Origin of the sequence: Pseudomonas sp. EggHat1 (assembly GCF_014892995.1) — a bacterium.
Taxonomy (GTDB): Bacteria; Pseudomonadota; Gammaproteobacteria; order Pseudomonadales; family Pseudomonadaceae; genus Aquipseudomonas; species Aquipseudomonas chaetocerotis.
On the sequence record NZ_JACKQK010000010.1, the window covers coordinates 1 to 24,537 of the forward strand.

The window sequence follows — 24,537 nt, forward strand, 5'->3', positions numbered from 1 at the left end:
AAGTTTCGCGCAGCGAAACCCGGATGTCGGGGTGCCCTTCTTTGGCACACCTTTCTTGGGCAAGCAAGAAAGGTGTGGCGCCCGTAAGGGGCGCAACCCAAACGCTCAGCGCACGCGGTAATAGATAGTGCTAAGTCAGCAAGCAAGACGCACACAAACTTGCCAGTCCGGTGTCAAGCGTATCCGCCCCGCAAAAATGCGAAGAACCTTTTTTAATTCCCGAGCGGCTGGCCACTGGGCGCAGGCATTTTTGCTGCAGGGTACTGGCCTTCAGGAAAAGGACATCCGGACCCGATGCCAGTCAGCTGATTTGACCATTGATCCGCTTTTTGACTGGTCGCACAGAAATGATGGCGTTTTAGCAGCTATCATCGCCCCCCTCTCCGCAGTGTGTGGGCCCGGCGCCCGTCGTATCTGCCCTCTCGCATTCCAATAAAAACCCCGCATTCAAAGGGTTCAACCCGTTCCGGTGGCTTGTGCTTCCGGTGCATTGCCTTGTTCTCGAATTTTGGAGTACCGACGTGTTGAAGAAGTACCTGACTCTCCTCCTGCTTGCCTGCACCGCGCTGGTCAGCGTGCCCAGCCTGGCGCAGTTGAGCGATTCCGAAGCCATGAACATGGCCGGTCTGCAGCGTTCGCTGACCCAGCGCATGGCCAAGAACTACCTGATGATCGGTGCCGATGTGCGCGTGGATGCCGCCCAGCGCCAGCTGCAGGAAACCATCCAGCGTTTCGATGCCAGCCACAAAGCGCTTACCGAATATGCCCCTAACGCCGAGATCAAGGCCGCGCTGGCCAGGATCGACGGCACCTGGGCCTCCTACCGTCAGCAGCTGGAAGCCAAACCGGAGCAGGCCAAGGCCGCCCAGATGTTCGCCAGCAGTGAGGAACTGCTGCAGCAGACGCAGACCGTCAGTGAGCTGATGGGCAAGCACCTGGGCGCCATGGGCGCATCGGTCCACCGCACCGGCTGGGCCCGCGTTCAGACCCAGCGCATCGCCATGCTCTACATGGCCAAGTCCTGGCACGTGCAGGCGCCAGAACTGGACGCCAAGCTGGACACCGCCGTGAGTGACTTCGAAACCATCCTCAAGGAGCTGGAAGCCCGGGGTACGCCGAACGAGGAAATCGCCAACACCCAGCGTCGCGCTCGCGCCAACTGGAGCTTCACCCTCAAGGGCATCGACCTGCACGCCAACGAGGGCTTCGTCGGGACTGCCATCACCATCAGCACTGATTCGTTGTTCCGCCATCTCAACGAGCTGACCCGCCTGTACGCGGGCCTGCAGGCCAAAGAGGCCTGATAGCCATTCGCTAGTTCGTCACCTTGGCGACCCGCTTTTGCGCTATAAACAAGCGTTAGTCGGGCAGAGGTGACGGGCATGAGCGAAGCAACTGATCAGGCGGTGTACAAGACCCTGCTGGAGTCCACCCGGGCGATTCCCTGGAAGATCGACTGGAAGACCATGACCTTCGCCTACATCGGCCCGCAGATCGAGACGCTGTTGGGCTGGTCGCAGGCCAGTTGGGTCAGTGCCGAGGACTGGGCGACGCGCATGCACCCGGACGACCGCGAGAAGGTGGTGGAATTCTGCATCGCGCAGTCACAGAACGGCGTCGATCATGAGGCCGACTACCGCGCACTGACCGCCGCCGGCGACTACGTGTGGATTCGCGACGTGGTGCATGTGATGCGCGACGACAACGGCGAGGTGGATTCGCTGATCGGCTTCATGTTCGACATCAGCGAGCGCAAGAAGACCGAGGAGCAGCTGCTGACCCTGCAGAAGCAGCTGGAGGAATACTCCTACAAGGACGGTCTCACCGGCGTGGCCAACCGGCGCATGTTCGACAGCGTGCTGGCCACCGAATGGGCCAATGCCCAGCGCACCCAGCAGCCGCTGTCGCTGATCCTGCTGGATATCGATCACTTCAAGCAGTTCAACGACCACTACGGCCATATCCAGGGTGACGATTGCCTGAAGAGCGTTGGCCAGGCCCTGAGCCGCGCGGCCAGCCGGCCACGGGATTTCGTCGGGCGCTTCGGTGGCGAAGAATTCGTGCTGGTGCTGCCGGAGACTGACGAGGCTGCCGCCCGCTATATCGCCGAGCGCTGCCGGCAGCAGGTGCGCCAGCAGCGCATTCCCCATGAGCGTTCTGCGGTGTCGTCCCTGCTTACCATCAGCCTCGGTGTCGGCACCCTGGTGCCGGGCGCCCACGACCGCCCGCTGGATTTTCTCAACAGCATCGACAAGCTGCTCTACCAGGCCAAGCAACGTGGTCGTGACCGGCTTGAAGTAGCCAGAATGCCTGCGCGCTCGGAGCTGGATGGCGCCGCTGACGCCCGCGCTTGAGCAATCGTTAACTTGGGCGTAACGATTGCGCGAGCTGCTTGATTGATGACCACAAGGTCACGCTCCTAATGTGCCTCCACGACAGCGGAACTCGTGGAGTCTTCAATGACAACAACAATATCCCCACCGCCGCAGTGGTCGCGTCGTCGCGCTGAAAAAGCCCGGCGACTCGATCAGGTGCGCAACCTCGCCGATGGCGTGGTCCTGCCCAGCGACAAGATAGTCACTGCACTTGAGGCACTGATTGCCCCCGGTGATCGCGTGGTGCTCGAGGGCAACAATCAAAAACAGGCGGATTTTCTTTCCCGCTCGCTGGCCAAGGCCGATCCCGGCCGTCTGCACGACCTGCACATGATCATGCCCAGCGTCAGTCGCGCCGAGCATCTCGACCTGTTCGAGCGCGGCATCGCCCGCAAGCTCGACTTCTCCTTCGCCGGGCCGCAAAGCCTGCGCATCGGCCAACTGCTCGAAGACGGGCAGATGGAAGTCGGCGCGATTCACACCTATATCGAGTTGTATTCGCGCCTGCTGGTGGACCTGATCCCCAACGTCGCGCTGGTCGCGGGCTTTCAGGCCGATCGTCACGGCAACATCTACACCGGCCCGAGCACCGAGGACACCCCGGCGCTGGTCGAGCCCACGGCCTTCTCCGACGGCATCGTGATCTTCCAGGTCAACGAGATCGTCGACGAGCTGCCACGCGTGGACATTCCCGCGTCCTGGGTCGACTTCGTGGTGGTGGCCGACAAGCCTTTCTACATCGAGCCGCTGTTCACCCGCGACCCGCGCCATATCAAGCCGGTGCATGTGCTGATGGCGATGATGGCGATCCGTGGCATCTACGAAAAACACAAGGTGCAGTCGCTCAACCATGGCATCGGCTTCAACACTGCCGCCATCGAACTGATCCTGCCGACCTACGGCGAATCGCTGGGCCTGAAGGGCAAGATCTGCCGTAACTGGACGCTCAACCCGCACCCGACGTTGATCCCGGCCATCGAGACCGGCTGGGTCGAGAGCGTGCACTGCTTCGGCACCGAACTGGGCATGGAGGGCTACATCGCCCAGCGCCCGGACGTGTTCTTCACTGGCCGCGACGGCTCGATGCGCTCCAACCGCATGATGTGCCAACTGGCCGGGCAGTACGCGGTCGACCTGTTCATCGGCGCCACCCTACAGGTGGACGGCGAGGGCCATTCCTCCACCGTCACCCGTGGTCGTCTGGCCGGTTTCGGCGGTGCGCCGAACATGGGCCATGACCCGCGCGGTCGCCGTCACTCGACACCTGCCTGGCTGGACATGCGCCCGGCCGACAGCGACGCGCCGCTACTCGAGCGCGGCAAGAAGCTGGTGGTGCAGATGGTCGAGACCTTTCAGGAAGGCGGTAAGCCCACCTTCGTCGAGCAACTCGATGCCGTCGACATGGCTAAGAAGGTCGGCATGCCGCTGGCGCCGATCATGATCTACGGCGACGACGTCACCCACCTGCTCACCGAGGAAGGCATCGCCTACCTGTACAAGGCGCGCACCCTGGAAGAGCGCCAGGCGATGATCGCGGCGGTGGCCGGCGTCACCGCCATCGGCCTGCGCCATGACCCGAAAGACACCGCGCGCATGCGCCGCGAAGGGCTGATCGCCCTGCCCGAGGATCTCGGCATCCGCCGCACCGATGCCACTCGCGAACTGCTCGCAGCCAAGAGCATCGCCGAGCTGGTCGAGTGGTCGGGCGGCCTGTACAACCCGCCCGCCAAGTTCAGGAGCTGGTGATGAATGCACTCACTGCAATTCAGCCCCGGCTTTCATTGGGGGATTGGCTGGCCGACCTGGCTGTCGACGCACTGATCGACGAGGCCGATCTGTCGCCCAAGCCGGGGCTGGTCGACCGTCGCGGCAGCGGCGCGCACACGGATTTGCACCTGGGCCTGATGCACGCCTCGGCGCTGGCCTTGTGGCCGAGTTTCAAGGCCATGGCCGAGGCCGCGCAGCAACGCGGCGAGATCGACCAGACGCTGCGTGAAGACGTCGGCCGTATCGGCCGCGAAGGCGAGGTGGAGATGCTGCGCGTCACCGGCGGCGTCAACACTCACCGTGGCGCGATCTGGACGCTGGGGCTGCTCGCTGCCGCAGCCGCGCTGGATCCCCGTGAGCCGGCGCCAGCGCAGGTCGCCCTGCGTGCCGCGCGTCTGGCGCTTCTCGATGACCGCGCCGCACCGGTTACTGGCGACAGCCATGGTGCGCAGGTGTGCCGTCTCTACGGCGTGCATGGCGCTCGTGAGGAGGCGCAGCTTGGCTTCCCTGCGGTGATCCAGCAGGCACTGCCGCAACTGGCGCGCAGCCGAGACGCCGGAGCAGGCGAGCAGAACGCCCGCCTCGATGCGCTGCTGGCGATCATGACCCAGCTGGCCGACACCTGTGTGCTCTACCGCGCCGGCGTGGCCGGGCTGAGCTGCATGCAGAGCGGTGCCCGCGCGGTGCTCGCCGCTGGCGGCTGCGCCAGCCTCGACGGACGTCGCCGTCTGCGTGACCTCGAACGCGACATGTTGCGCCTGCGCGCCTCGCCCGGCGGCGCTGCCGATCTGCTCGCCGCCACCCTGTTCCTCGACCGCCTGCAGCATGGCCTGCCGGCGCAGCTTGGGAGTCTGTGAAATGGAAACCCTGTCCTTTGAATTTCCCGCCGGGCAACCGGCACAGAGCCGCGCGCTGGTGGGTTGCGTCGGCTCCGGCGACCTGGAGGTGCTGCTCGAACCCGGCCAGGCCGGCACCCTGGCGATCCAGGTGGTGACCTCGGTGAACGGCAGTGCGCCGCGCTGGCAATTGCTGTTCGAGCGCATGTTTCGTGAGCAGCAGCTGCCCGCGCTGAACATCTCCATTCATGATTTCGGCGCCACGCCGGGTGTGGTGCGCCTGCGCCTGGAACAGGGCCTGGAGGAACTGAACCATGTCTGAGCAAGACATTGCGCGCCTGCTGGCGCAGCGCAGTTTTACCGAACTCGGTGCCCGCGAGCGTGCCCGCGCACTGCTCGATGCCGGCAGTTTCCGCGAGCTGCTCGACCCCTTCGCCCGGCTGATGTCGCCCTGGCTGCCCAGGCAGGGCATCGTGCCCCAGGCCGATGACGGCGTGGTGGTGGCCAAGGGGCTGATCGATGGTCAGCCAGCGGTGGTCATTGCCATCGAAGGCGCCTTTCAGGGCGGCAGTCTGGGTGAAGTAGGCGGGGCGAAGATTGCCGGTGCCCTGGAGCTGGCCGCCGAAGACAACCGCAATGGCACGCCGAGCCGCGCCGTGCTGCTGCTGGAAACCGGTGGCGTACGCCTGCAGGAAGCCAACCTGGGCCTGGCGGCCATCGCCGAGATCCAGGCCGCCATCGTCGAACTGCGAGAGTTTCAGCCGGTGATCGGCCTGGTGGCCGGCCCGGTCGGCTGCTTCGGCGGCATGTCCATCGCCGCCGGGCTGTGCAGCTACCTGCTGGTGACCCGCGAGGCGCGCCTGGGCCTCAACGGCCCGCAGGTGATCGAACAGGAAGCCGGGCTGGACGAGTACGACTCGCGTGACCGTCCCTTCATCTGGAGCCTGACCGGCGGCGAGCAACGCCACGCCAGTGGCCTGGTCGATGGCTATGTCAGCGACGACGTGGAGGCGATCCGCGGCGAACTGCATGGGCTGTTCGCCAAGGGCAAACCAGCGCAGGAGCGCAGCCGTCGCCACGCCTGGTTCCTCCAGCGCCTGCGCGCTGTCGACACTTCCGTCCAGGCCGATGCCGCTGCCGTGCGCAGCGCCTACCAGGGAGCATGAACATGACAACTGCACAGGAACAACGCGGCCTGCACTGGTTTCAGGCGCTAACCGGCGCTGCCCAGCCGCAACAAGGGTTGCCTGCCTCGCTACGCGTGGCCGATGGTGAACTGGCCGGTCAGGCGGTGCGCTACATCGCCGTGATCGCCGATGCCAACAATCCCTTCCCCCGCGCGCGCAACGGCGAGGTTGGCCTGCTCGAAGGCTGGGGTTTGGCACAGGCGGTGGACGAAGCCATCGAGGCAGATCGCGGCAACCCGCACAAGCGTGCGCTGATCGCCATCGTCGATGTGCCCAGCCAGGCCTACGGCCGGCGTGAGGAGGCCTATGGCATCCATCAGGCACTGGCCGGCGCGGTGGACGCTTATGCCCGTGCCCGCCTGGCCGGGCACGCGGTGATCGGCCTGCTGGTGGGCAAGGCCATGTCCGGCGCCTTTCTCGCCCACGGCTACCAGGCCAACCGCCTGATCGCCCTGCGCGATGCCGGAGTCATGGTGCATGCCATGGGCAAGGCCGCGGCCGCGCGCATCACCCTGCGTAGCGTCGATGAGCTGGAGGCGCTGGCCGCCAGCGTGCCGCCCATGGCCTACGACCTGGACAACTACGCCTCGCTTGGCCTGCTCTCCGAGGTGCTTGATGTGGAGCAGGTGACGCAGCCGACGGCCGCCGACCTGGCTTGCGTGCAGGACGCCCTGAGCCGTGCCCTGGCCGCTATCGCAGGCAGCCCTCGCAACTTGCGTAACCGCCTGGGCGCCGCCAACCGCGCAGCCTCCACGCAGGTGCGTGAGGCCTTGCGCGCGCAGTGGTGAACGGGGTGTGAACGGCCGCCGTAGGGTGCGCTGTGCGCACCAGAAACCGAATCGGTACGCATGGCGCACCCTACGTCCGAGGTCAGCCGCAGGGCGCCTGTAACCCGTCAACCAGAAGCGAAATGCCAATAACCCGGAGATTGAAACCATGCACCCCACACCCCGTCCACATGATCTGCTCTGGGGCCTGCTTCCTGAGCACCTGTCGCAGGAGGCGCCGGCCTGGGCTCGTGCCGCCCTGGGCGGGCATGTGCCGGTGGTTGTGCGCCGAGCACCGGCTGACAGCGGATGGGTCGCGGTGGGTATTCGTGGCTCCGCACGTGAACAGCGGCATGCCACCTGGATGCGTGTAAACGAGATCAGCCGTCTGGTCAGCCCACAAGCCGTGGCCCGGGCCGGGCGCTGGCGTAGCCACGCTCAGCCGCACTGGCCGGCGTTGCGAGCCTTGAGCCAACTGGCACCACGTTTCGATGCCCTGGGCCTGGCCTGGGGCGTGACCGGCAGCCTGGGCTTCGAGCTGGCCAGCGGTATCAGCGCCGCCCACCCGGATAGCGATCTCGACTTGTCGTTACGTGCGCCCGATCAGCTTTCTCGCGCCGAGGCGCGCACATTGTGCGTTCTGCTGGATGCCGCGCCGGGTCGTATCGACCTGCAGCTGGAAACTCCCTACGGCGCTGTGGCGCTGCGTGAGTGGGCCAGCGAGACGCCGCGCGTCCTGCTGAAAACCCAGAACGGCCCGCTGCTGGTGCGCGACCCTTGGCAACTGCAGCAGGTGGCGGCGTGAGTACGCTCTGGGCCTTCCCTGGGCAGGGCGCGCAGCAGCCCGGCATGCTTCAGGCCTTGCCCGCCGCGCCGGTAGTGCAGGCCTGTATCGAGCAGGCCAGCGCCGCGCTGGGCGAAGATGTACGCCTGCTGGATTCGGCCGAAGCCTTGCAAAGCACCCGCGCCGTGCAGCTCTGCCTGTTGATTGCCGGCGTGGCCGCCGCGCGGCTGCTGGGCGAACGCGGCCATCGCCCCGATTATGTGGCCGGCCTGTCCATTGGCGCCTATGCCGCTGCAGTGGTAGCCGGTGCGCTGGATTTTGCCGATGCCGTGCGCCTGGTCGCCCTGCGTGGCGAGCTGATGCAGCGCGCCTACCCCAGTGGCTACGGCATGACCGCTATTCTCGGCCTCGACCAGGCCAGCGTCGAACGTCTGTTGGCCGAAGCCGAAGGCCCGGTGTACCTGGGCAACATCAACGGTGAAACCCAGCTGGTGATCGCCGGCAGCGATGCCGCCATGGCCGCTGTGGCCGAGCGAGCTCGCGCCCTCGGCGCCGGTATGGCCAAACGCTTGGCCATGAGCGTGCCGTCGCACTGCGAACTGCTCGATGCACCGGCTCGCGAGTTGGCCTCGGCATTCGCCAAGGTCGAGCTGCGTACACCGCAGGTGCGCTACCTGAGCAGCAGCTCGGCGCGCCTGATCCGTGATCCGCAAACCCTGAGCGACGATCTGGCTTACAACATGAGCCGTGTCGTCGACTGGCAGGCCACGCTCGTCACCGCCTATGAACGCGGCGTGCGCCTGCACCTGGAACTGCCACCCGGCGGCGTGCTGACCGGGCTCGCCCGGCGCGTCTTCGACGCCGGCCAGGCAATCGCCTTCGAGGGCGCACGTCTGGATACACTCGACGCCATGTTGCGTCAGGAGGTAAGCCGCGACCACTGAGCCGTAGCGTTTACCGAAGCACAAGAACAACAACTTCGATATGAACCGAGGACAACAACAATGATCATCTACGGTGTCGCCTTTCTGGCGTTCTGTACCCTGGCAGGCATCTTCATCGGAGAGCTGCTGGGCAAACTCATCGGCGTCCCCGCCAACGTCGGCGGTGTCGGCATCGCCATGATGCTGCTGATCTTCCTGGGCAGTTACCTGAGCAAGCGTGGCCTGTTCACCGGCAAGTCGGAACAGGGCGTGGAGTTCTGGAGCGCCATCTACATCCCCATCGTGGTCGCCATGGCCGCCCAGCAGAACGTCTACGGAGCCCTCAAAGGTGGCCCCATGGCAATTCTCGCCGGTACTGCTGCCGTCGCCATCGGTTTTGCGCTGGTCCCCGCGCTCAGCCGGATCGGGCAAAAGAAGCCTGAAACCGACGCTGCTCCCTCCCTGACCAAAGCGCCACGGTGACTGCCATGTACGAATCATTGATGAAAGTCATTACCGGCTACAGCCTGCTCAGCGGTTTCGCCATCATCGGCATCACCATGTGGGTGTCGTACTGGATTTCCGACAAGTTCACCAAGGGTCGCCTGCACGGCTCGGCCATCGCCATCCTGCTCGGGTTGTTGCTGTCCTACATCGGCGGCGCTTACACCGGTGGTCAGAAGGGCCTGGTGGACATTCCTCTGTTCGCCGGCATCGGCCTGCTCGGCGGCGCCATGCTGCGTGACTTCGCCATCGTCGCCACCGGCTTCGGCGTGAGCGTCGAAGAACTCAAGCGCGCTGGTTTTGCCGGTGTGCTGGCGCTGTTCGTCGGCGTGTTCACCTCCTTCATCGCTGGCGTGGCGGTGGCCATGGCCTTCGGTTACACCGATGTGGTCAGCCTGACCACCATCGGCACCGGCGCCGTGACCTATATCGTCGGCCCGGTGACCGGTGCAGCCATCGGTGCCAGCTCCGACGTCATGGCGTTGTCGATTGCCGCCGGCCTGATCAAGGCGATCCTGGTGATGGTGGCCACTCCTTTCATCGCGCCCTATATCGGTTTGAACAATCCGCGCAGCGCGGTGATCTTCGGCGGCCTGATGGGCACCTCCAGCGGCGTGGCCGGTGGCCTGGCGGCAACCGATCCCAAGCTGGTGCCCTACGGCTGCCTGACGGCGGCGTTCTACACCGCCCTGGGCTGCCTGCTTGGTCCATCGTTGCTCTACTTTCTGATGCGAGGCCTTCTGGGCTGACCTTTGCCCGCCCTTGTGGCGGGCTTTTTCTATGCCACCGTGATCATGTAGGAGCCCGCTTGCGGGCGATACTCTTGCCCTGATCGCCGGCAAGCCGGCTCCTACAGCCGTGCCACACCTGCGGATAAGTTCATTCTCGGCTCCTAAGATTGCCGGCTATACATCCGGCATTCGGCCAGCAGCGCCAGCAGGTTCGGATCGCGCTCCTTGGCCTTGAGGAACACCACGCCGATATGCTGCTGCAGGTGGTACTTGGCCTGCAGCGGAATCAGCTTCACCCGGTTCTCGTACACCGCCGCCACGCGCCCCGGCAGCAGGGCATAACCGACGCCCGAGCTGACCATGCTGAGCAGGGTGAAGATGTCTTTCACCTGCATCGCCACCTTGGGTTCGAAGCCGGCCTGCTTGAACACCCGCTCGCCGTCGCGGAAGGTGGCGTAGCCCTGGGTCAGGGTGATGAAGGTTGAATCGCGTAGAGCGGCCAGATCCACTTCGGCGTGATCGGCAAACGGTGAGTCATTGGGTGTGGCGAGGAAGATGTCATCGGAGAACAGCGCCAGTTGTTCGCAATCCGGGTCGCTGACGCTGTCGTCGAGGGCGATGAGGATGGCGTCCAGCTCCATGTTCTTCAGCTTGTACAGCAGGTCGACGTTGGAGCCGAGCACCAGGTCGATGTTCAGCTCGCTGCGCCGCAGCTTCAGGCCCATGATCAGTTGCGGCACGGTCTTCACCGTCAGCGAGTAGAGCGCGCCGAGCTTGAAGCGCTCGGCGCCGAAGCCCGCCGCCTCGCGAGTCAGGCGCACCATTTCCTGGGCGTCCTGGATGAGCTTCTGGGCCTTTTCCTCCAGCACATAGGCGCTCTCCAGCGGAATCAGGTTGCGTCCCTCGTGCTTGAACAGCGGGCAGCGCAGCGCGCTTTCCAACGAGTGAATGGCGCGGTGCACGCTGACGTTACTGGTCTGCAGCTCGCTGGCGGCGCGCGCCAGGTTGCCACTGCGCATGAAGGCGAGAAAGACCTCCAGCTTCTTCAGGGTCAGTTCTTCATCGATCAACATCGGCCTGTCCTTTTCCTGCGATGGCTGATTGTGCCGTATCCACGCGGGGCAGCGGTGATCGGCAGGTGCGACTTTGGTGGTGTGTGAGCCGGCTTGGCCGGATGATCTTGGCGTGCGAACTGTGCTTTAGTGCGAGCGCTAATCGGCTCTCTCTTCACGCGCCCCAGGAATCTGCCCATGCAACTGATCTACGCCGCCGCTTCACCCTTCGCCCGCAAGGTTCGCGTGCTGGCCGCGGAAACCGGCCTGCTGGACCGAATCGAGCTGCTCGACACCGCCGTTTTGCCGACCACGCTCAACGAACGGGTCAATGCCCTCAACCCGCTGGGCAAGATTCCGGTGCTGCTGACGGATGACGATGAGGCCTTGTACGACAGCCGCGTGATCTGCGAGTACCTCGATACCCTGCACCAGGGCCAGAAGCTGCTACCGAGCGATGCGGCGCGTTGGCAGGTACTGCGCTTGGCCGCACTGGCCGACGGCCTGATGGACGCGGCCCTGCTCGCGCGTTACGAGCGCGGTGTGCGCCCGGCAAAGCTGCAGTGGGCGGCCTGGCTGGATGGCCAACTGGGCAAGGTGCAGCGCGCTCTGGTAGAGCTGGAGCGCCATGTCGGACAACTTCAGGGCCCGCTCGACCTGGCGCAGATTGGCGTCGCCTGTGCGCTGGGCTATCTGGATTTCCGCTTCGCCGACCTCGACTGGCGCGCCGCTCATCCTGGCCTGGCGGACTTCCAGCAGGCTTTCGCGCAGCGCACCTCGATGCAGGCCAGCACGCCGGTCTGAGAGTCCGGCAGTGCTGAGGGGTGTAGCTTCTCTTCTGCGTGCAATAGCGAAGCGAGAATTGTCGAGTCTCTGGCGCAAGATTGCTCGGATTGATGCCAAAAGGCTATTATTTTGGCGCATCTATTGCTCAATGGTAGTCATTTAATTGACTTATTTTGAGATTTGATGCCGCCTGTCTGAGTCGAATATCAGAAAATTGACAGTTTGTTGAGTGGGCTGATTCAATGCCGATACATAACAAGCGTCACGATTGTGCTCGAGGTCCGGGGGTCGACTAGAGTTTCAGCAAGTGATGGGGGGACGCCTCGCCAGAGGTTTCTGTGAGAAGTAGGCGTGCAAGCGCTTTCCAGTTCAGTGGGTTGATCAGTTGAAATTCTCAAAGGGAATAGCTGGGCTTTTCAGCCTGGCCGTTGCGTTTTTCGCTAGTACAGCACTTGCCCAGCCCTCCAGCGTAGCTTTCTGGTACGCCGATGAGCCGCCGCTCCCCGAGCTTTCACAGTTCGAGTGGGTGGTTGTTGAGCCCGGACATGTCTCCGCTTCCGACCTCGCGTATCTCAAAGCCCAGGGCCGCACGGTGTTCGCTTACCTGTCGGTCGGTGAATACCAGGGTGATCTCACCGCGGCCGGCTTGCAGGGCGCAGCCAGCAGCATCAGAAACAGTGCCTGGAACAGTCAGGTCATGGATCTCGAGGCATCCGCCTGGCGCGACTATCTCCTTGGCCGGGCCAGTGCTCTGAAAGCGCAAGGTTACGACGGCGTTTTTCTCGATACGCTGGACAGTTTCCATCTTCAACCCAAGGCTTTTCAGGAGCCGCAGCGCCTGGCCCTGAAAAGTCTTCTGCAGCAGATGCATCGCCGCGAGCCCGGACTCAAGCTGTTCTTCAATCGGGGTTTCGATGTGCTGCCCGAGCTGCCGGGCGTCGCGTCTGCCGTCGCCGTAGAGTCCCTTTATGCAGGCTGGGACGCTGCAGGTGGCGGTTATCGTCAGGTGCCGCAGCGTGATCGCGACTGGTTGCTGCCACACCTCGATGACGCACGGTCAAAAGGCATCCCTGTCGTGGCGATCGAATACCTGCCTCCGGAGCAGCGCAAGGCGTCTCGCGAACTTGCTGCGCGCCTGGTTCGTGAGGGCTTCATTCCCTACATCACGTCGCCTGCACTGAATGCGTTGGGGATGAGTTCCATCGAGGTCCAGCCACGGCGTATCGGTCTGGTCTATGACCCTCGCGAAGGCGAGGTCGAGGACAACCCGGGTCATATCTATCTTGGCGGGTTGCTCGAGTACCTGGGCTATCGCGTCGACTACTGGCCTGCCGACGCGTCGCTGCCGCAACGTTCGCTCAAGGGGCTGTATGCCGGCGTCGTGGTATGGATGACCAGTGGCGCCCCGGAAAAGCGCGACATCTTCGAGGATTGGCTGAACGAGCGGCTCGATGAACAGGTGCCGCTGGCTTTCTTTTCCGGTCTGCCGCTGGACAACGACAGCCTGCTCAGCCGTCTTGGTATTCGCACCCTGTCGCAGCCGATTGCCGATGACGCCGTGCTGGAATCGCATGATGCCGCGCTGGTCGGTGGGTTCGAGGCGCCCATGCGCTTGCGTACCCGGGAGCTGCCCGCGCTGACGGTTACCAATCCTGACGTGACCCAGGCCGCTGTGGCTCTGCGTAGCGGTGAGAGGCGCTATGTGCCTGTCGCTACGGGCAGTTGGGGTGGATACGTGCTGACGCCTTATGTATTCGAGGAGGGGCTGGATCACCGTCGCTGGATCGTTGACCCCTTCGCGTTCCTCCAGCGCGCCTTTGCCTTGCCCCCTCTGCCGAGGCCTGACACGACGACGGAAAACGGTCGGCGTATCGCCACCGTGCACCTCGATGGTGATGGTTTCGTTTCGCGCGCTGAAGTAACCGGTACTCCGTACTCCGGTATCCAGGTACTGGATGATTTCATCACGCCCTATCCGTTACTGACTTCGGTGTCGGTGATCGAAGGCGAGGTCGGCCCCAAGGGCATGTATCCGCACCTGGCTCGCGAGCTGGAGCCGATTGCCCGCAAGATATTTGCCGATCCCAAGGTCGAAGTCGCCAGCCACACCTTCAGTCACCCGTTCTTCTGGCAGCCGGAGAAGGCGTCCCAGCGTGAGGACTTCGAGGCGCAGTACGGTTACATGATGGCCATTCCGGGCTACAAGACGCTGGACATGCAGCGCGAGGTCGTGGGCGCACGCGACTACATCAATCAGCGCCTGACCACGCCTGAGAAGCCGGTGAAGATGATCTTCTGGTCGGGCGATGCCATGCCCAGTGCCGAGACGCTCAAGCTGGCCTATGAAAGCGGTCTGCCCAACGTCAACGGCGGCAACACGGTTCTGACCAATGCCTACCCTTCGCTGACCGGCCTCTATCCATTGATTCGTCCGACCTCCGGAGGCTTGCACTTCTACGCGCCGGTGATCAACGAGAACGTCTATACGAATCTATGGACGGGGCCCTACTACGGCTTCCGTGGTGTGCAGGAAACCTTCGCGCTGACCGACAGCCCGCGCCGCCTGCGCGGCTTTCATCTGTATTACCACTTCTACTCGGGGACCAAGCAGGCCTCCATTCGGGTGATGAAGCAGACCTATCAGGCCATGGTCGACAGCCAGCCGCTGTCGCTGTGGATGAGCGATTACATCCAGCGCGTAGAGGGCCTCTACAGAGCGAGCCTGGCCAAGCGCAGCGATGGCGCATGGTTGGTCAGGGGGCTGGTGGGTATGCGTACGCTGCGTCTCGATCCGGCGCTGGGCTGGCCCGATCTGTCACGCTCCGAAGGGGTTGCGGGCGTGCGTGATCTGCCACAGGGACGGTACGTGCATCTCAGTGGGCCTGAGGTTGTGCTGGTGCTGCGCGAAACGCGTGATCCGCGTCCGTCTCTGGAAGAGGCCAACATCCCGCTGACTGCCTGGCGTTACAACGATGATAGAAACGTCACGTTTTCCTTCGAGGGAGAATTCCCGCTGACGTTCAGCGTTCGCTCGGACAAGGCGTGTCAGGTACAGGTGGGGGGCAGTCGCTTTCAGGCGAGGGCTGACAAAGGTATCTGGCACTTCGAGTTGCCAATGAAGCGGGTGAGAGATGGAAAGCTTATCTGCAACCAGTAAACGTGAGCGCCAGACGCGCCTGCTCAACCCATGGATGATCGTGCTGGTCGCGCTCTTCGTGATTGCGCTGCTGGCGCTGTCCTACAAGAGCGAGGACGTATTCCTGCCGGCCGCTGATACGGCGCCTGACGCGGTTGCCATCAGCTATACCGAGTTGCTGATCAAGGCACACCCTGAAGATGACCAACTGCGGCTGAGACTGATCGATCAGTTGATTCAGGTCGGTGACTTCAAGCGCGCCCGCGAGTACCTCGAGCAGCTGCAAGGCCGCCTTGTGGCCATTACGCCGTTCTATGTGGTGATGCTGGATATCCTCAGGGCTCAGGCCGATCCGAACGGTATCAGCGATGCGCAGCGTGCACAGCTGATCGCTGAGTTGCGGTCGCTGAACATGGCTGACCTGGATAACTCCATGCTGGAGCGTACAGCGCGTTACGCGTTGGAGATCGGCGGCCTGGATGTTGCCGTGACGTCCTACAAGGCACTTGCCGAGCGTGATGCCGAGCGACGCACGCACTGGCTGGGCGAGGCCGCCCTGTGGAGCCTGGCGAACAATGACCAGAGTGGGGCTGCGCAACTCTATCTGCGGTTGGCTGCGGCAGAGCCGGATGCGCAAAAGCGGCTCGAGCTCCTGCGTGAGGCATTCAACGCCTTGCGTGCCGCCAACCACTCCGCGCAGGCCGCGGAGCTGCTGGCTCAGCATCTTGGCGAGTTGAATGCCGAGCAAGAGTCGCTGGATTGGCTTGCCGAAGGCGTGGACGCAGCTCAGGCGGCGCAGCGTTTCGATCTTGCCGAGACGTTCGTTCAGCACTGGCTGAGCCTGAAGTCCGATGATCATCGGGCGCTCAATGCCGACTTCCGCCTCAGTCTGGCATCCGGTGCCATCGAGCGTGCCTGGCAGCTCGGGCCGCAACTGCTGGAGCAGGCTCCCGATGATTTCGAGTTGATGGCTGAGCTGGCCCGCCTGGCTGAGTGGACCGGTCATACCCAGCAGGCACTGAACTACTGGGTGCAGATGCTCGCCCATCAGGAAGACCCGGCAATGCGTGAGCGTGTCTGGCGCTATGCATTGCAGCTGTTCGATTTCGATCAGGTGGTCAGTACCCTCTCGGCCATCGACCGTCAGCGGCAGATGACGGATCAGGAGGTGGATACGCTGGTATACAGCCATGAGGTCCGCGGCACTCCTGAAGATGCGGAGTCCTGGCTGCGGGCTTATCTGCAGCGCTACCCCAATCATCTGTTTGCCCGCAAGCGCCTGCGCATGTTGCTGGAGAACACCCAGCAGCTCGACAAGGAAGCTGAGCTCTGGGCCAGCATGGCTGAGCGAACGAGCCTGACCACTGAAGACCGTATCCGCTGGGCCAAGGTGCATTGGAACCTCTTTCAGCCGGAGCAGGCCTGGGCGGTACTGACCGCCGTGGATGCGAGCGCGGTGGATGACCCGCAGTACTGGCAGTTGCGTGCTGATCTTGCCTGGAAGCTCGAGCGTGATGCCGACGTTCGCGCGGCATACGAGCGCCTGGTCAGCCTCGACGTGCCGCTGGACAGGGACGATGAAGATCGCCTGATACGAATCTACTGGGACAAAGAGCCGCGTCGCGCCCTGCAGGTCCTCGTCGAAAGCTGGCGGCGTACCGGCAGGTTGGCGCGGCTGACCATGGCATTGCAACTGGCCGAGACCTTGCGTGACTGGGATACGCTCAGAGCGTTGCTGGCTGAAGCGGAGCAGTCGCCGGCGGGCCGTGACAGTTCGCACTACTGGCTCGCCCGTGCAGCGCTCGCAGCCCAGGACGGGCAATACGAGCAGGCCAATGCATTCTACAAGCAAGCCCTGGCTCAGTTCCCGGAAGACAACCTGGTACGTCAGCGCATGCTCTGGTTCTACATCGACAATGCCCAGCGCGATGCCCTCGCAGCGCTGCTGCCGCAATGGCGCTCGCGAGCTGTCGCTGACAGTCGTTTGTGGCTGCCCTATGCGACCGGCCACATGATGCTCAACAACACACGCGAGGCCTTGCTCTGGTTCCGTCAGCACCTCAAGTCCAATCCATCTGATCGTCTGGTGCTGGCTGCCTATGCCGATGCCGCCGAGGCTGCCGGTTATGCCGACCTGGCCTGGCGCCTGCGTCGTCAATTGCTCAAGGATATGGACCGCACACGCATCCTCGCGACGCCGGAAGGTTATGCCATGTACCTGCGCCTGCTCGCCGGTAGCCAGGGCTCGCTGGTGTCGCTGGCGCAGGCCAGGCAGTTGTGGAATGGCGAACAGGCGACGCTGCAACTCTGGTTCGAACATTTCCTCGAGCGGCTGGACGCCGGCAACCAGGCGGCGCTCAAGGACGACTGGCTGGCATGGGGGGCTGCGCGCGGCCTCGAGCCAGGCAACTACGACCAGATTCAGCAGGCGCTGCGTAGCGATAACCGTGAGCAGATGCAGCGTCTTCTGCAGCGCGGCGGCCTGGACGTGGCACATCAGGTCGAGGTTCTTGCGCGCCTGGGGCATGACGGCGAGGCATTGGCCACCGCACTCAGCGCCCAGGGCGACGAGCAGCCCGCGTCCATTCGCCAGCAACTGCTCTATCAGGCCACCGGCATGCTGGAACGCTCACCGCAGGGCCTCCAGCTGGGTTGGCAGAAGATGGACTTCGGCGACCTGGATATCTCCGGGCCTCGCTTGCGCGTCGCGCGCAATCTGGGCGACGACTGGTATGCCGATCTGCAACTCGACCAGATGCGCTATGACAGCGCCAACCTGGACAGCGCGGTGATGGGCAACGAGCGCAATCTCAAGCTGCATACCCGTCGAGAGCTGTCCGATGGCGACCTCAGCCTGTACCTCGACAGCAGTCTGCGCGATGACGATGATCGCCACGGCCTGGGCGTCGAGCGGACCTGGCGCCTGAGCTCGCGCGACGAGCTGGGCGTCGCCGTGGATTGGCACCGGCAGACCGATGACACCGGGCTGTTGCGCGCCCTGGGTATGCGTGACGGCCTGGGCCTCAGGGGGCAGCACGGCTTTTCCGCGCGTGACCAGCTGAGCTGGTCGATCACGCACAGCCGCTACAGCTCGAGAAGCGGCGATGCGCTCGGCACTGGCAATGGCGTATCCGTCGAGTGGGGGCACATGCTGTTCTTCGACGATCCTTCCTGGCTGCTGCGCACCGGGCTCGACTACCAGAAGAACAGTGTCGAGAGCGAGGTTCCCAGTGAGCTTCTGAGCGCGAACGGAGGTGCCTACATACCCTTCGATACCACGCCAGGGGCGACGATCCCGGGCGAGGAGCTCATGCAGGATCGTTACGGCCAGGTGTATGTCGCCAGCACCTGGCGCCGAGGCTTCCCCGGCGCACTGAATCGAACCCGTCCACAGTTCACCTGGATGGTCGACACCATTGCCGGCTGGCAGTGGACGGAAAAGCAGTTCAACTACGGTATCAACCTGGGGGTTGGCGTCGAGTTGTTCGGAGATGACGAGTTGGCTGTGACCCTCGGCTATCAATCCGCTCCCCGTGGTGGAGAGGGTGATGCCGGCGGGTCCATGGGTATTACCTACAGCACCCGCTTTGGGCGCTAAGCAAGGATTCTCAAAGGAGGAATGACGATGCAAATCATCCGTTGCCTGACCCTGGTGGTCATTGCAGCACTCGCGACCGGGTGCTCGAGCTTCACCCGCGAAAGTGGCCAGACGCTGCCGCGCGATGCCGCCTGGGGCGTCGCGCCGCTGGTCAACTACGCCCAGACGCCGCAGGCTGGTGAGCGCGCCGAGCAGATCCTGATCAGCATTCTGGCGGAAGAGGGCGTACGCCCGCTCATGTACCCCCAGACGCCGCGACAGGACTTGTTGCTGCAGGACGACCGTGAGCGCCAGATCCAGGCGCTCGACTGGGCGCGCCAACAGCGTCTGGCTTACGTGATCACCGGTAGCGTCGAGGAGTGGCAGTACAAGAATGGCCTCGATGGTGAACCCGCCGTGGGCGTCAGTCTTCAGGTGCTGGAGCCGGCGACCGGTCGCGTGGTCTGGAGCTCGAGTGGTGCCCGTGCGGGTTGGTCGCGCGAGAGTCTGGCGGGGGCGGCGCAGAAGGTGCTGCGTGAGCTGGTCGGTAACCTCGACTTCGAGTGATGACGATGCAGTCTGCCCATAAGGATTTCATTCTTGCGCCGAGGGCCAGTGGCCGTGTTTCCTGGTGGGAAACCTGCCTGCTGAGCCTCCTCGCCCTAGGTTTCGGCTACTGGCTATCGCCGGACGACCCCCTGCTCGTGGTGGCGTCGTTCCCCTGGATGATTCTCGTACCGATCCTGCTCGGCGTTCGTTACGGATTCCTGCAGGGGCTGTTCAGTGCTGCATTGCTGATTGCTGCGCTGTTCGTGTTTCGGCTGTCGGGGTGGGCGCTCTATCTGGAGATCCCGGCGTCCTTCATCGTCGGCATGTTGCTCTGCAGCATGCTGGTCGGTGAGTTCCGCGACATCTGGGAGCGCCGTCTCGAGCGGCTCAGTCTGGCCAACGAGTATCGCCAGCTGCGGCTCGATGAATTTACCCGCTCCCACCATATCCTGCGCATCTCGCACGACCGCCTGGAGCAACGCGTAGCGGGCAACGACCAGAGTCTGCGCAGCTCGCTGCTCAGTTTGCGCGAACAGCTGCGTGCCTTGCCGGGTGATCGCGATGCCCTGAAGACCCTGGCCGATACGGTCATCTCCCTGCTTGCCCAATATGGGGCGCTGCGAGTGGCGGGGCTCTATCGGGTCATGGACAACGCCCAGGTCGACCCCCAACCGCTGGCCACGCTGGGGGAAATGGGCGAGCTCAATGGCAAGGACGTGCTGTTGCGCCAGTGCCTGCAGCGCGGTGAATTGGTCAGTGTGCGCTCCGAGGTGCTGGATCGTGGCGAAGGCGCCCGGCATTCCGCGTTGCAGGTCTGTGTGCCGCTGATCGACACCGAAGGCCGCATCCTGGCGGTTCTGGCGATTCAGCAGATGCCGTTCTTCATGTTCCACGAGCGCAGTTTCAGCCTGCTGGCGATTTTGTCCGGGCATATCGCCGACCTGTTGATGAGCGATGCGCAGGCCCTGCAACTGCCAGACGCCGACGCCCAGCACTACTCGCAATTGCTCAAGCGCTCGCTGAGCGATGCGCGCGACCACGACTTGCCGGCCAGCCTCTATGCGTTCGAACTCGCCGAGGAAAATGGAGAAGAGATTCAGCGTCTGCTGGAGGGCAGCCAGCGCGGTCTCGATGTCCAGCTCAAGGTCATCAACGGGCGCGGCAGTCGCCTGGTGCTGGTGCTGTTGCCGCTGACCTCGGGTGAGGGCGCTCAGGGCTATCTGGTGCGTATCAGGCAGCTTTTCGCAGAACGCTTCGGCCAGGGCCGAGATCTTGATTCGCTGGGCATACAGACGCATCAGTTCCTGTTCGAGGGCGGTGATGAGCGCGATGCATTGCGACACTTCCTCTTCAACGAGTGTGCATTGAATGATCAGCAAGTGGCTGTTTAGCGGCGCCGCGCTGCTTGAGGTCGGGAGCTGGGCCAGTGCGGTCAGCGATCTCCCGATTCCTCAGGCCGCGTTGCTCTATGCCACGGCGCATGGCCTGGGAAGCGCCATGCTGGCTGCAGGGATCTGGCTGCTGCTGCCGCGCCGCTATCGCTACCCCTTGCCCTGGAGCCTGCTGTTCATTTTCAGCGTCTCGTTCTTCATCCCCTTGATCGGGATGATCGGCGTAGCGCTGGCGTTGTTTCCGGCCCTCTACTTGCCGCGCAAGCGCAAGGTGCAGTCCTGGGAGGCGACCGCCGTTCCCGAGCTGCCCTTCCGGCCCCGCGAGCGCAAGCGCGAGCTGATGTTCAGCGATGGCGGGCTGCAGGATGTGTTGCGTCATGCCCCTGATCCCGATCAGCGTCTGACGGCGATCTTCGCCACACGCCGCATGCGCAGCAAGGAGGCCATCCCGATTCTCAAGCTGGCGCTGCGCGACCCATCCGACGATGTGCGTTTGCTGGCTTACTCGATGCTCGATCAACGTGAAAGCCGAATCAACCAGCGTATCGAACAGGCTTTGGCAAACATGGAGAGCGCCAGCACGGATCGCAAGATCGCGCTGCACGCCGAACTGGCGCGTTGGTACTGGGAACTCGCCTATGTCGGCCTGGCTCAGGGCAGTGTTCTGGAGCACGTGCTGCAGCAGGCCTGGAGTCATGTGATGGCGGCGCTGCAGGGTAACCCGGGTGGCGAGCTGCACTTGCTGGCCGGACGCATCGCCATGGAACAGGGCAATCTCGACGAGGCGTTGGCGCAGTTCGATCAATCCGCACAGGCCGGCATGGATGCGGTGCAACTGGCGCCCTATCGGGCCGAGATCGCATTCCTGCGGCAACGCTATGCGGACATCCCGCACATGCTGGCGACCATGCCGGCCGAGCTGTTGCAACGTCCCCCCTTCGCGGCCTTGGCAAGATACTGGTTATGAGTGAGAAATCCGCTGTTCCCGACGTGCAGAGCGTCGATGTCTGCCTGTTGCTCGAGGGAACCTGGCCCTACGTGCGCGGGGGCGTGTCGAGCTGGATCAACCAGCTGATCCTGGGGCTGCCTGAGCTGACCTTCTCGGTGTTGTTCATCGGCGGTCAGAAGGAGGCTTACGGCAAGCGCCACTACGCCATCCCGGACAACGTGGTGCACATTCAGGAGCATTTTCTCGAAGATGCCTGGAGTTCGATTCCCACCACCAGTACGCGGGCGAGCGCGGAGCTGGCCGAGCTGATGCTGGATGTGCACCGTTTTCTGCACAACCCGGAGGAGCCCAGCGCCGAGCAGGGCGATGCATTCGTCGACACCCTGGCTACCGGGCGCATTGGCCGTGAGGCTTTCCTGCAGAGTCGTGCCAGCTGGGATGCGATCGTCGACGGCTATACCCAGCACTGCGCCGATCCGTCATTCGTCAATTACTTCTGGACGCTGCGCTCCATGCAGGCGCCGCTGTTCATGCTGGCCGAGGTCTCCAGAACGCTGCCGCGCGCGCGCATGCTGCACTCGATCTCCACCGGTTACGCGGGCATGTTGGGCAGCGTCCTGCAGCGCCGCTGGGGCTGCTACTACCTGCTCAGCGAGCACGGCATCTATACCAAGGAACGCAAGATCGATCTGGCCCAGGCGGGCTGGATCGCCGAAAGCCCCGACGAGCGCCTGAGCACCGGCCTCGATGCGGAGGTCAGCTATATCCGCAGGCTGTGGATTCGCTTCTTCGAGCGTATCGGGCTGATCACCTACCGATCCGCCCATTCGATCATCGCGCTGTACGAGGGCAACCGGCGGCGTCAGGTGCTCGACGGCGCTCCCGAGGAGCGTACTCGGGTCATCCCCAATGGTATCGATCTGGCCAGTTGGGATCAGGCGTTGCTCAGCCGGCCAGAGGGCGTGCCGCCGGTGGCCGGCCTGGTTGGGCGGGTGGTGCCGATCAAGGACGTCAAAACCTTCATCCGCGCCATTCGTGGCGTGGTCAGCGTCATCCCTGAAGCCGAGGGCTGGATCGTCGGCCCGGAAGAAGAAGATCCGGACTACGCGGCCGAGTGCCACAGCCTGGTGGCCAGCCTGGGGTTGCAGGACAAGGTGCGTTTTCTTGGCTTTCGCCAGGTGCGCGAAGTCATGCCGCAACTGGGTGTTATGGTGCTGACCTCGATCAGCGAGGCGCAGCCATTGGTGGTGCTCGAGGCCTGGGCGGCCGGCACGCCGGTGGTGACCAGTGACGTGGGGTCGTGCCGCGAATTGGTCGAGGGTTCCAGCGAGGAGGATCGCCAACTCGGCACGGCGGGTGAAGTCGTGGCGATTGCCGATCCGCAGGCCACTTCGCGCGCCATCCTCTCGCTGTTACGCGATCCCGAGCGCTGGCAGGCGGCCCAGGCCGTCGGCCTGGAGCGCGTGCGCCGTTACTACACCGAAGAACTGATGCTCGCGCGCTATCGCGAGTTGTATCGCGAAGGCACGGAGAGCGAGTAATGGCGGGTATAGGCTTTGAACTGAGGAAGATCCTGTCCAAGGACTCCTACACATCGACGATGCGCGCCTACCTGTATGCCGGCCTGATCAGTTCCGGCCCCTGGGTATTGTCGATCATCAGCGTGATGCTCATCGGCGTACTGAGCCTGGGGGCGGTGCTGCCGGAAACGCTGATCGGCCAGTTTCTGGTCACCGTGACGTACCTGATGGCCACGTCGCTGATCCTCACCGGCGGGCTGCAGCTGTTCTTCACCCGCTTCGTGTCCGACCGGCTGTTCGAGCGGCGCCTGGACCTGATCCTGCCCAACCTGGTGGGCATCCTGCTGCTGGTGACGATCGTCTCGGGGCTGCTGGCGATCTGCGTGCTGGGCCTGTTGTTCGATCAGTCGTTTTCCTATCGCCTGCTGGTGATGGCCAACTTCGTGGTGCTGTGCAACCTGTGGCTGGTGATCATCTTCCTGTCCGGGATGAAGGCCTACAACCGCATCCTCGGGGTGATGTTTCTCGGCTACTCGCTGATGGTCGCCTCGGCCTATCTGCTGCGCTTTCTCAATATCGACGGCCTGCTGTTGGGGTTGCTGATCGGTCACTCCAGCCTGCTGTTCATCTTCCTCTTCGACATCCTTCGCGAGTACCCGGCCGAGCGCCTGGTCGCGTTCGATTTCCTCAAGCGTCGCCAGGTATTCGGCAGCCTGCTGCTGACAGGGCTGTGCTACAACCTCGGCATCTGGATCGACAAGTTCATCTTCTGGTTCAACCCCTCGACTTCCGAAGCCGTGATCGGCCCGCTGCGCGCATCGATCCTCTATGACCTGCCGATCTTCCTCGCCTACCTGTCGATCATCCCCGGCATGGCGGTGTTCCTGGTGCGCATCGAAACCGACTTCGCCGAGTGGTACGAGCGGGTCTATGACGCGATTCGCGGCGGGGAAACCCTGCAGCACATCGGCTGGCTCAAGGAGCAGATGATCCTGGCGATTCGCCAGGGCCTGATGGAAATTTGCAAGGTCCAGGGCCTGACCCTGGTTCTGCTGTTTCTGCTCGCGCCGCAGTTGCTGTCCTGGCTGGGCATCTCGCACTACTACCTGCCGCTGTTCTACATCGACGTGATCGGCGTGAGCATTCAGGTGGTGTTCATGGCCTTGCTCAACGTGTTCTTCTACCTGGACAAGCGCGCCATCGTCCTCGAGCTCTGCGTGCTCTTCGTCCTGGCCAACGGTGCGCTGACCCTGTTCAGCCAGATGCTTGGCCCGACGTTCTTCGGCTACGGTTTCACCCTGTCGCTGCTGCTGTGCGTGCTCCTCGGGTTGTATCGTCTCAACGAGGCGCTGGACGATCTCGAGTTCGAAACCTTCATGCTCAGCCGCTAAGCGGCTTCAGTCGCCTTTGGCCTGACGCGAGTTCGAGGGTGACGGTGAGTGCCCTCGAGCTCAGGTTGAAACAGGGGGCTCGCTGTTGGGGCGCAAGCGAAAGCACGTCATCAACGGGTTGTGACCGAACGGCTGCTTGCGCTTGCGAGGCACTGGGGATCACCGGTTGCGCTCGTTGTGAGGGCGTGCACATCGGGTGGCGCATGTCGTCATGGTGCAACGAGTTGTCGATAAAGAACATTGCATGCAATAGCTGTTTTGTATGAGGCTGTCATATGTAGGAGTATTGCGGGGTATGGCGCTCTGCGGTTC

At 63.5% G+C, this 24,537-nt stretch carries 20 protein-coding genes; 19 read left to right on the top strand and 1 reads right to left on the bottom strand.

From position 1 onward, the window contains the following. Positions 1 to 521 precede the first annotated feature (521 nt). From INS93_RS16160 to madM, 11 genes are all read left to right on the top strand, one after another. Positions 522 to 1,304, top strand: coding sequence for a type IV pili methyl-accepting chemotaxis transducer N-terminal domain-containing protein (locus tag INS93_RS16160; protein ID WP_192983835.1), 783 nt, complete (start codon positions 522 to 524; stop codon positions 1,302 to 1,304). 78 nt (positions 1,305 to 1,382) lie between these two features. Continuing rightward, positions 1,383 to 2,354, top strand: a complete 972-nt coding sequence (locus INS93_RS16165) for a sensor domain-containing diguanylate cyclase (protein ID WP_192983838.1) — start codon at positions 1,383 to 1,385, stop codon at positions 2,352 to 2,354. A gap of 105 nt (positions 2,355 to 2,459) precedes the next feature. Then, positions 2,460 to 4,121, top strand: coding sequence for a malonate decarboxylase subunit alpha (gene mdcA / locus INS93_RS16170; protein ID WP_160016921.1), 1,662 nt, complete (start codon positions 2,460 to 2,462; stop codon positions 4,119 to 4,121). Continuing rightward, entirely contained in the window at positions 4,121 to 4,999 is an 879-nt protein-coding gene (locus tag INS93_RS16175) for a triphosphoribosyl-dephospho-CoA synthase (protein WP_192983841.1), read from the top strand. The genes mdcA and INS93_RS16175 overlap by 1 nt, the downstream gene beginning before the upstream one ends. A gap of 1 nt (position 5,000) precedes the next feature. After that, positions 5,001 to 5,300 carry a malonate decarboxylase subunit delta gene (locus INS93_RS16180; RefSeq protein WP_192983843.1) on the top strand — a complete coding sequence of 100 codons (300 nt, stop codon included), beginning with the start codon at positions 5,001 to 5,003 and terminating at the stop codon, positions 5,298 to 5,300. Continuing rightward, positions 5,293 to 6,144 carry a biotin-independent malonate decarboxylase subunit beta gene (locus INS93_RS16185; RefSeq protein WP_192983845.1) on the top strand — a complete coding sequence of 284 codons (852 nt, stop codon included), beginning with the start codon at positions 5,293 to 5,295 and terminating at the stop codon, positions 6,142 to 6,144. Before INS93_RS16180 ends, INS93_RS16185 begins: the two co-directional genes overlap by 8 nt. A gap of 2 nt (positions 6,145 to 6,146) precedes the next feature. Then, complete coding sequence (gene mdcE / locus INS93_RS16190) at positions 6,147 to 6,953, top strand: biotin-independent malonate decarboxylase subunit gamma (protein WP_192983848.1); 807 nt, start codon at positions 6,147 to 6,149, stop codon at positions 6,951 to 6,953. Between the two features lie 148 nt (positions 6,954 to 7,101). Continuing rightward, the gene (locus INS93_RS16195) at positions 7,102 to 7,737 is read left to right on the top strand and encodes a malonate decarboxylase holo-ACP synthase (RefSeq protein WP_192983850.1); all 636 of its coding nucleotides are present in this window, start codon (positions 7,102 to 7,104) and stop codon (positions 7,735 to 7,737) included. Further along, a complete protein-coding gene (mdcH, locus tag INS93_RS16200) occupies positions 7,734 to 8,660 on the top strand; it encodes a malonate decarboxylase subunit epsilon (protein ID WP_192983853.1) in 927 nt (308 codons plus the stop codon). The genes INS93_RS16195 and mdcH overlap by 4 nt, the downstream gene beginning before the upstream one ends. Before the next feature lie 60 nt (positions 8,661 to 8,720). Continuing rightward, complete coding sequence (madL, locus tag INS93_RS16205) at positions 8,721 to 9,122, top strand: malonate transporter subunit MadL (protein WP_160016914.1); 402 nt, start codon at positions 8,721 to 8,723, stop codon at positions 9,120 to 9,122. 5 nt (positions 9,123 to 9,127) lie between these two features. Further along, positions 9,128 to 9,892, top strand: a complete 765-nt coding sequence (gene madM, locus INS93_RS16210) for a malonate transporter subunit MadM (RefSeq protein WP_160016913.1) — start codon at positions 9,128 to 9,130, stop codon at positions 9,890 to 9,892. Between the two features lie 143 nt (positions 9,893 to 10,035). On the opposite strand, the gene INS93_RS16215 is transcribed toward madM, so the two are convergent. Next, positions 10,036 to 10,947 (bottom strand): LysR substrate-binding domain-containing protein, encoded by a 912-nt coding sequence (locus INS93_RS16215; protein WP_192983855.1) that lies wholly within the window; start codon positions 10,945 to 10,947, stop codon positions 10,036 to 10,038. A gap of 177 nt (positions 10,948 to 11,124) precedes the next feature. Between INS93_RS16215 and INS93_RS16220 the strand changes: the two genes are divergently transcribed. From INS93_RS16220 to pelG, 8 genes are all read left to right on the top strand, one after another. Further along, positions 11,125 to 11,730: a glutathione S-transferase gene (locus INS93_RS16220; RefSeq protein ID WP_160016911.1), complete on the top strand. Its 606-nt coding sequence runs from the start codon at positions 11,125 to 11,127 to the stop codon at positions 11,728 to 11,730. A gap of 367 nt (positions 11,731 to 12,097) precedes the next feature. Further along, on the top strand, positions 12,098 to 14,869 hold the full coding sequence (locus INS93_RS16225) for a bifunctional glycoside hydrolase 114/ polysaccharide deacetylase family protein (RefSeq protein WP_420707316.1): 2,772 nt from the start codon (positions 12,098 to 12,100) through the stop codon (positions 14,867 to 14,869). Next, positions 14,844 to 18,446, top strand: coding sequence for a tetratricopeptide repeat protein (locus INS93_RS16230; protein WP_192983858.1), 3,603 nt, complete (start codon positions 14,844 to 14,846; stop codon positions 18,444 to 18,446). The genes INS93_RS16225 and INS93_RS16230 overlap by 26 nt, the downstream gene beginning before the upstream one ends. Positions 18,447 to 18,473: 27 nt before the next feature. After that, positions 18,474 to 18,992 (top strand): penicillin-binding protein activator LpoB, encoded by a 519-nt coding sequence (locus INS93_RS16235; protein WP_192983860.1) that lies wholly within the window; start codon positions 18,474 to 18,476, stop codon positions 18,990 to 18,992. 5 nt (positions 18,993 to 18,997) lie between these two features. After that, positions 18,998 to 20,365: a PelD GGDEF domain-containing protein gene (locus INS93_RS16240; protein WP_160016909.1), complete on the top strand. Its 1,368-nt coding sequence runs from the start codon at positions 18,998 to 19,000 to the stop codon at positions 20,363 to 20,365. Next, complete coding sequence (locus INS93_RS16245; protein ID WP_192983863.1) at positions 20,343 to 21,332, top strand: HEAT repeat domain-containing protein; 990 nt, start codon at positions 20,343 to 20,345, stop codon at positions 21,330 to 21,332. Before INS93_RS16240 ends, INS93_RS16245 begins: the two co-directional genes overlap by 23 nt. Further along, complete coding sequence (pelF, locus tag INS93_RS16250; RefSeq protein ID WP_192983866.1) at positions 21,329 to 22,855, top strand: GT4 family glycosyltransferase PelF; 1,527 nt, start codon at positions 21,329 to 21,331, stop codon at positions 22,853 to 22,855. The genes INS93_RS16245 and pelF overlap by 4 nt, the downstream gene beginning before the upstream one ends. Then, positions 22,855 to 24,225 (top strand): exopolysaccharide Pel transporter PelG, encoded by a 1,371-nt coding sequence (gene pelG / locus INS93_RS16255; protein WP_017676500.1) that lies wholly within the window; start codon positions 22,855 to 22,857, stop codon positions 24,223 to 24,225. The genes pelF and pelG overlap by 1 nt, the downstream gene beginning before the upstream one ends. Positions 24,226 to 24,537 lie beyond the last annotated feature (312 nt).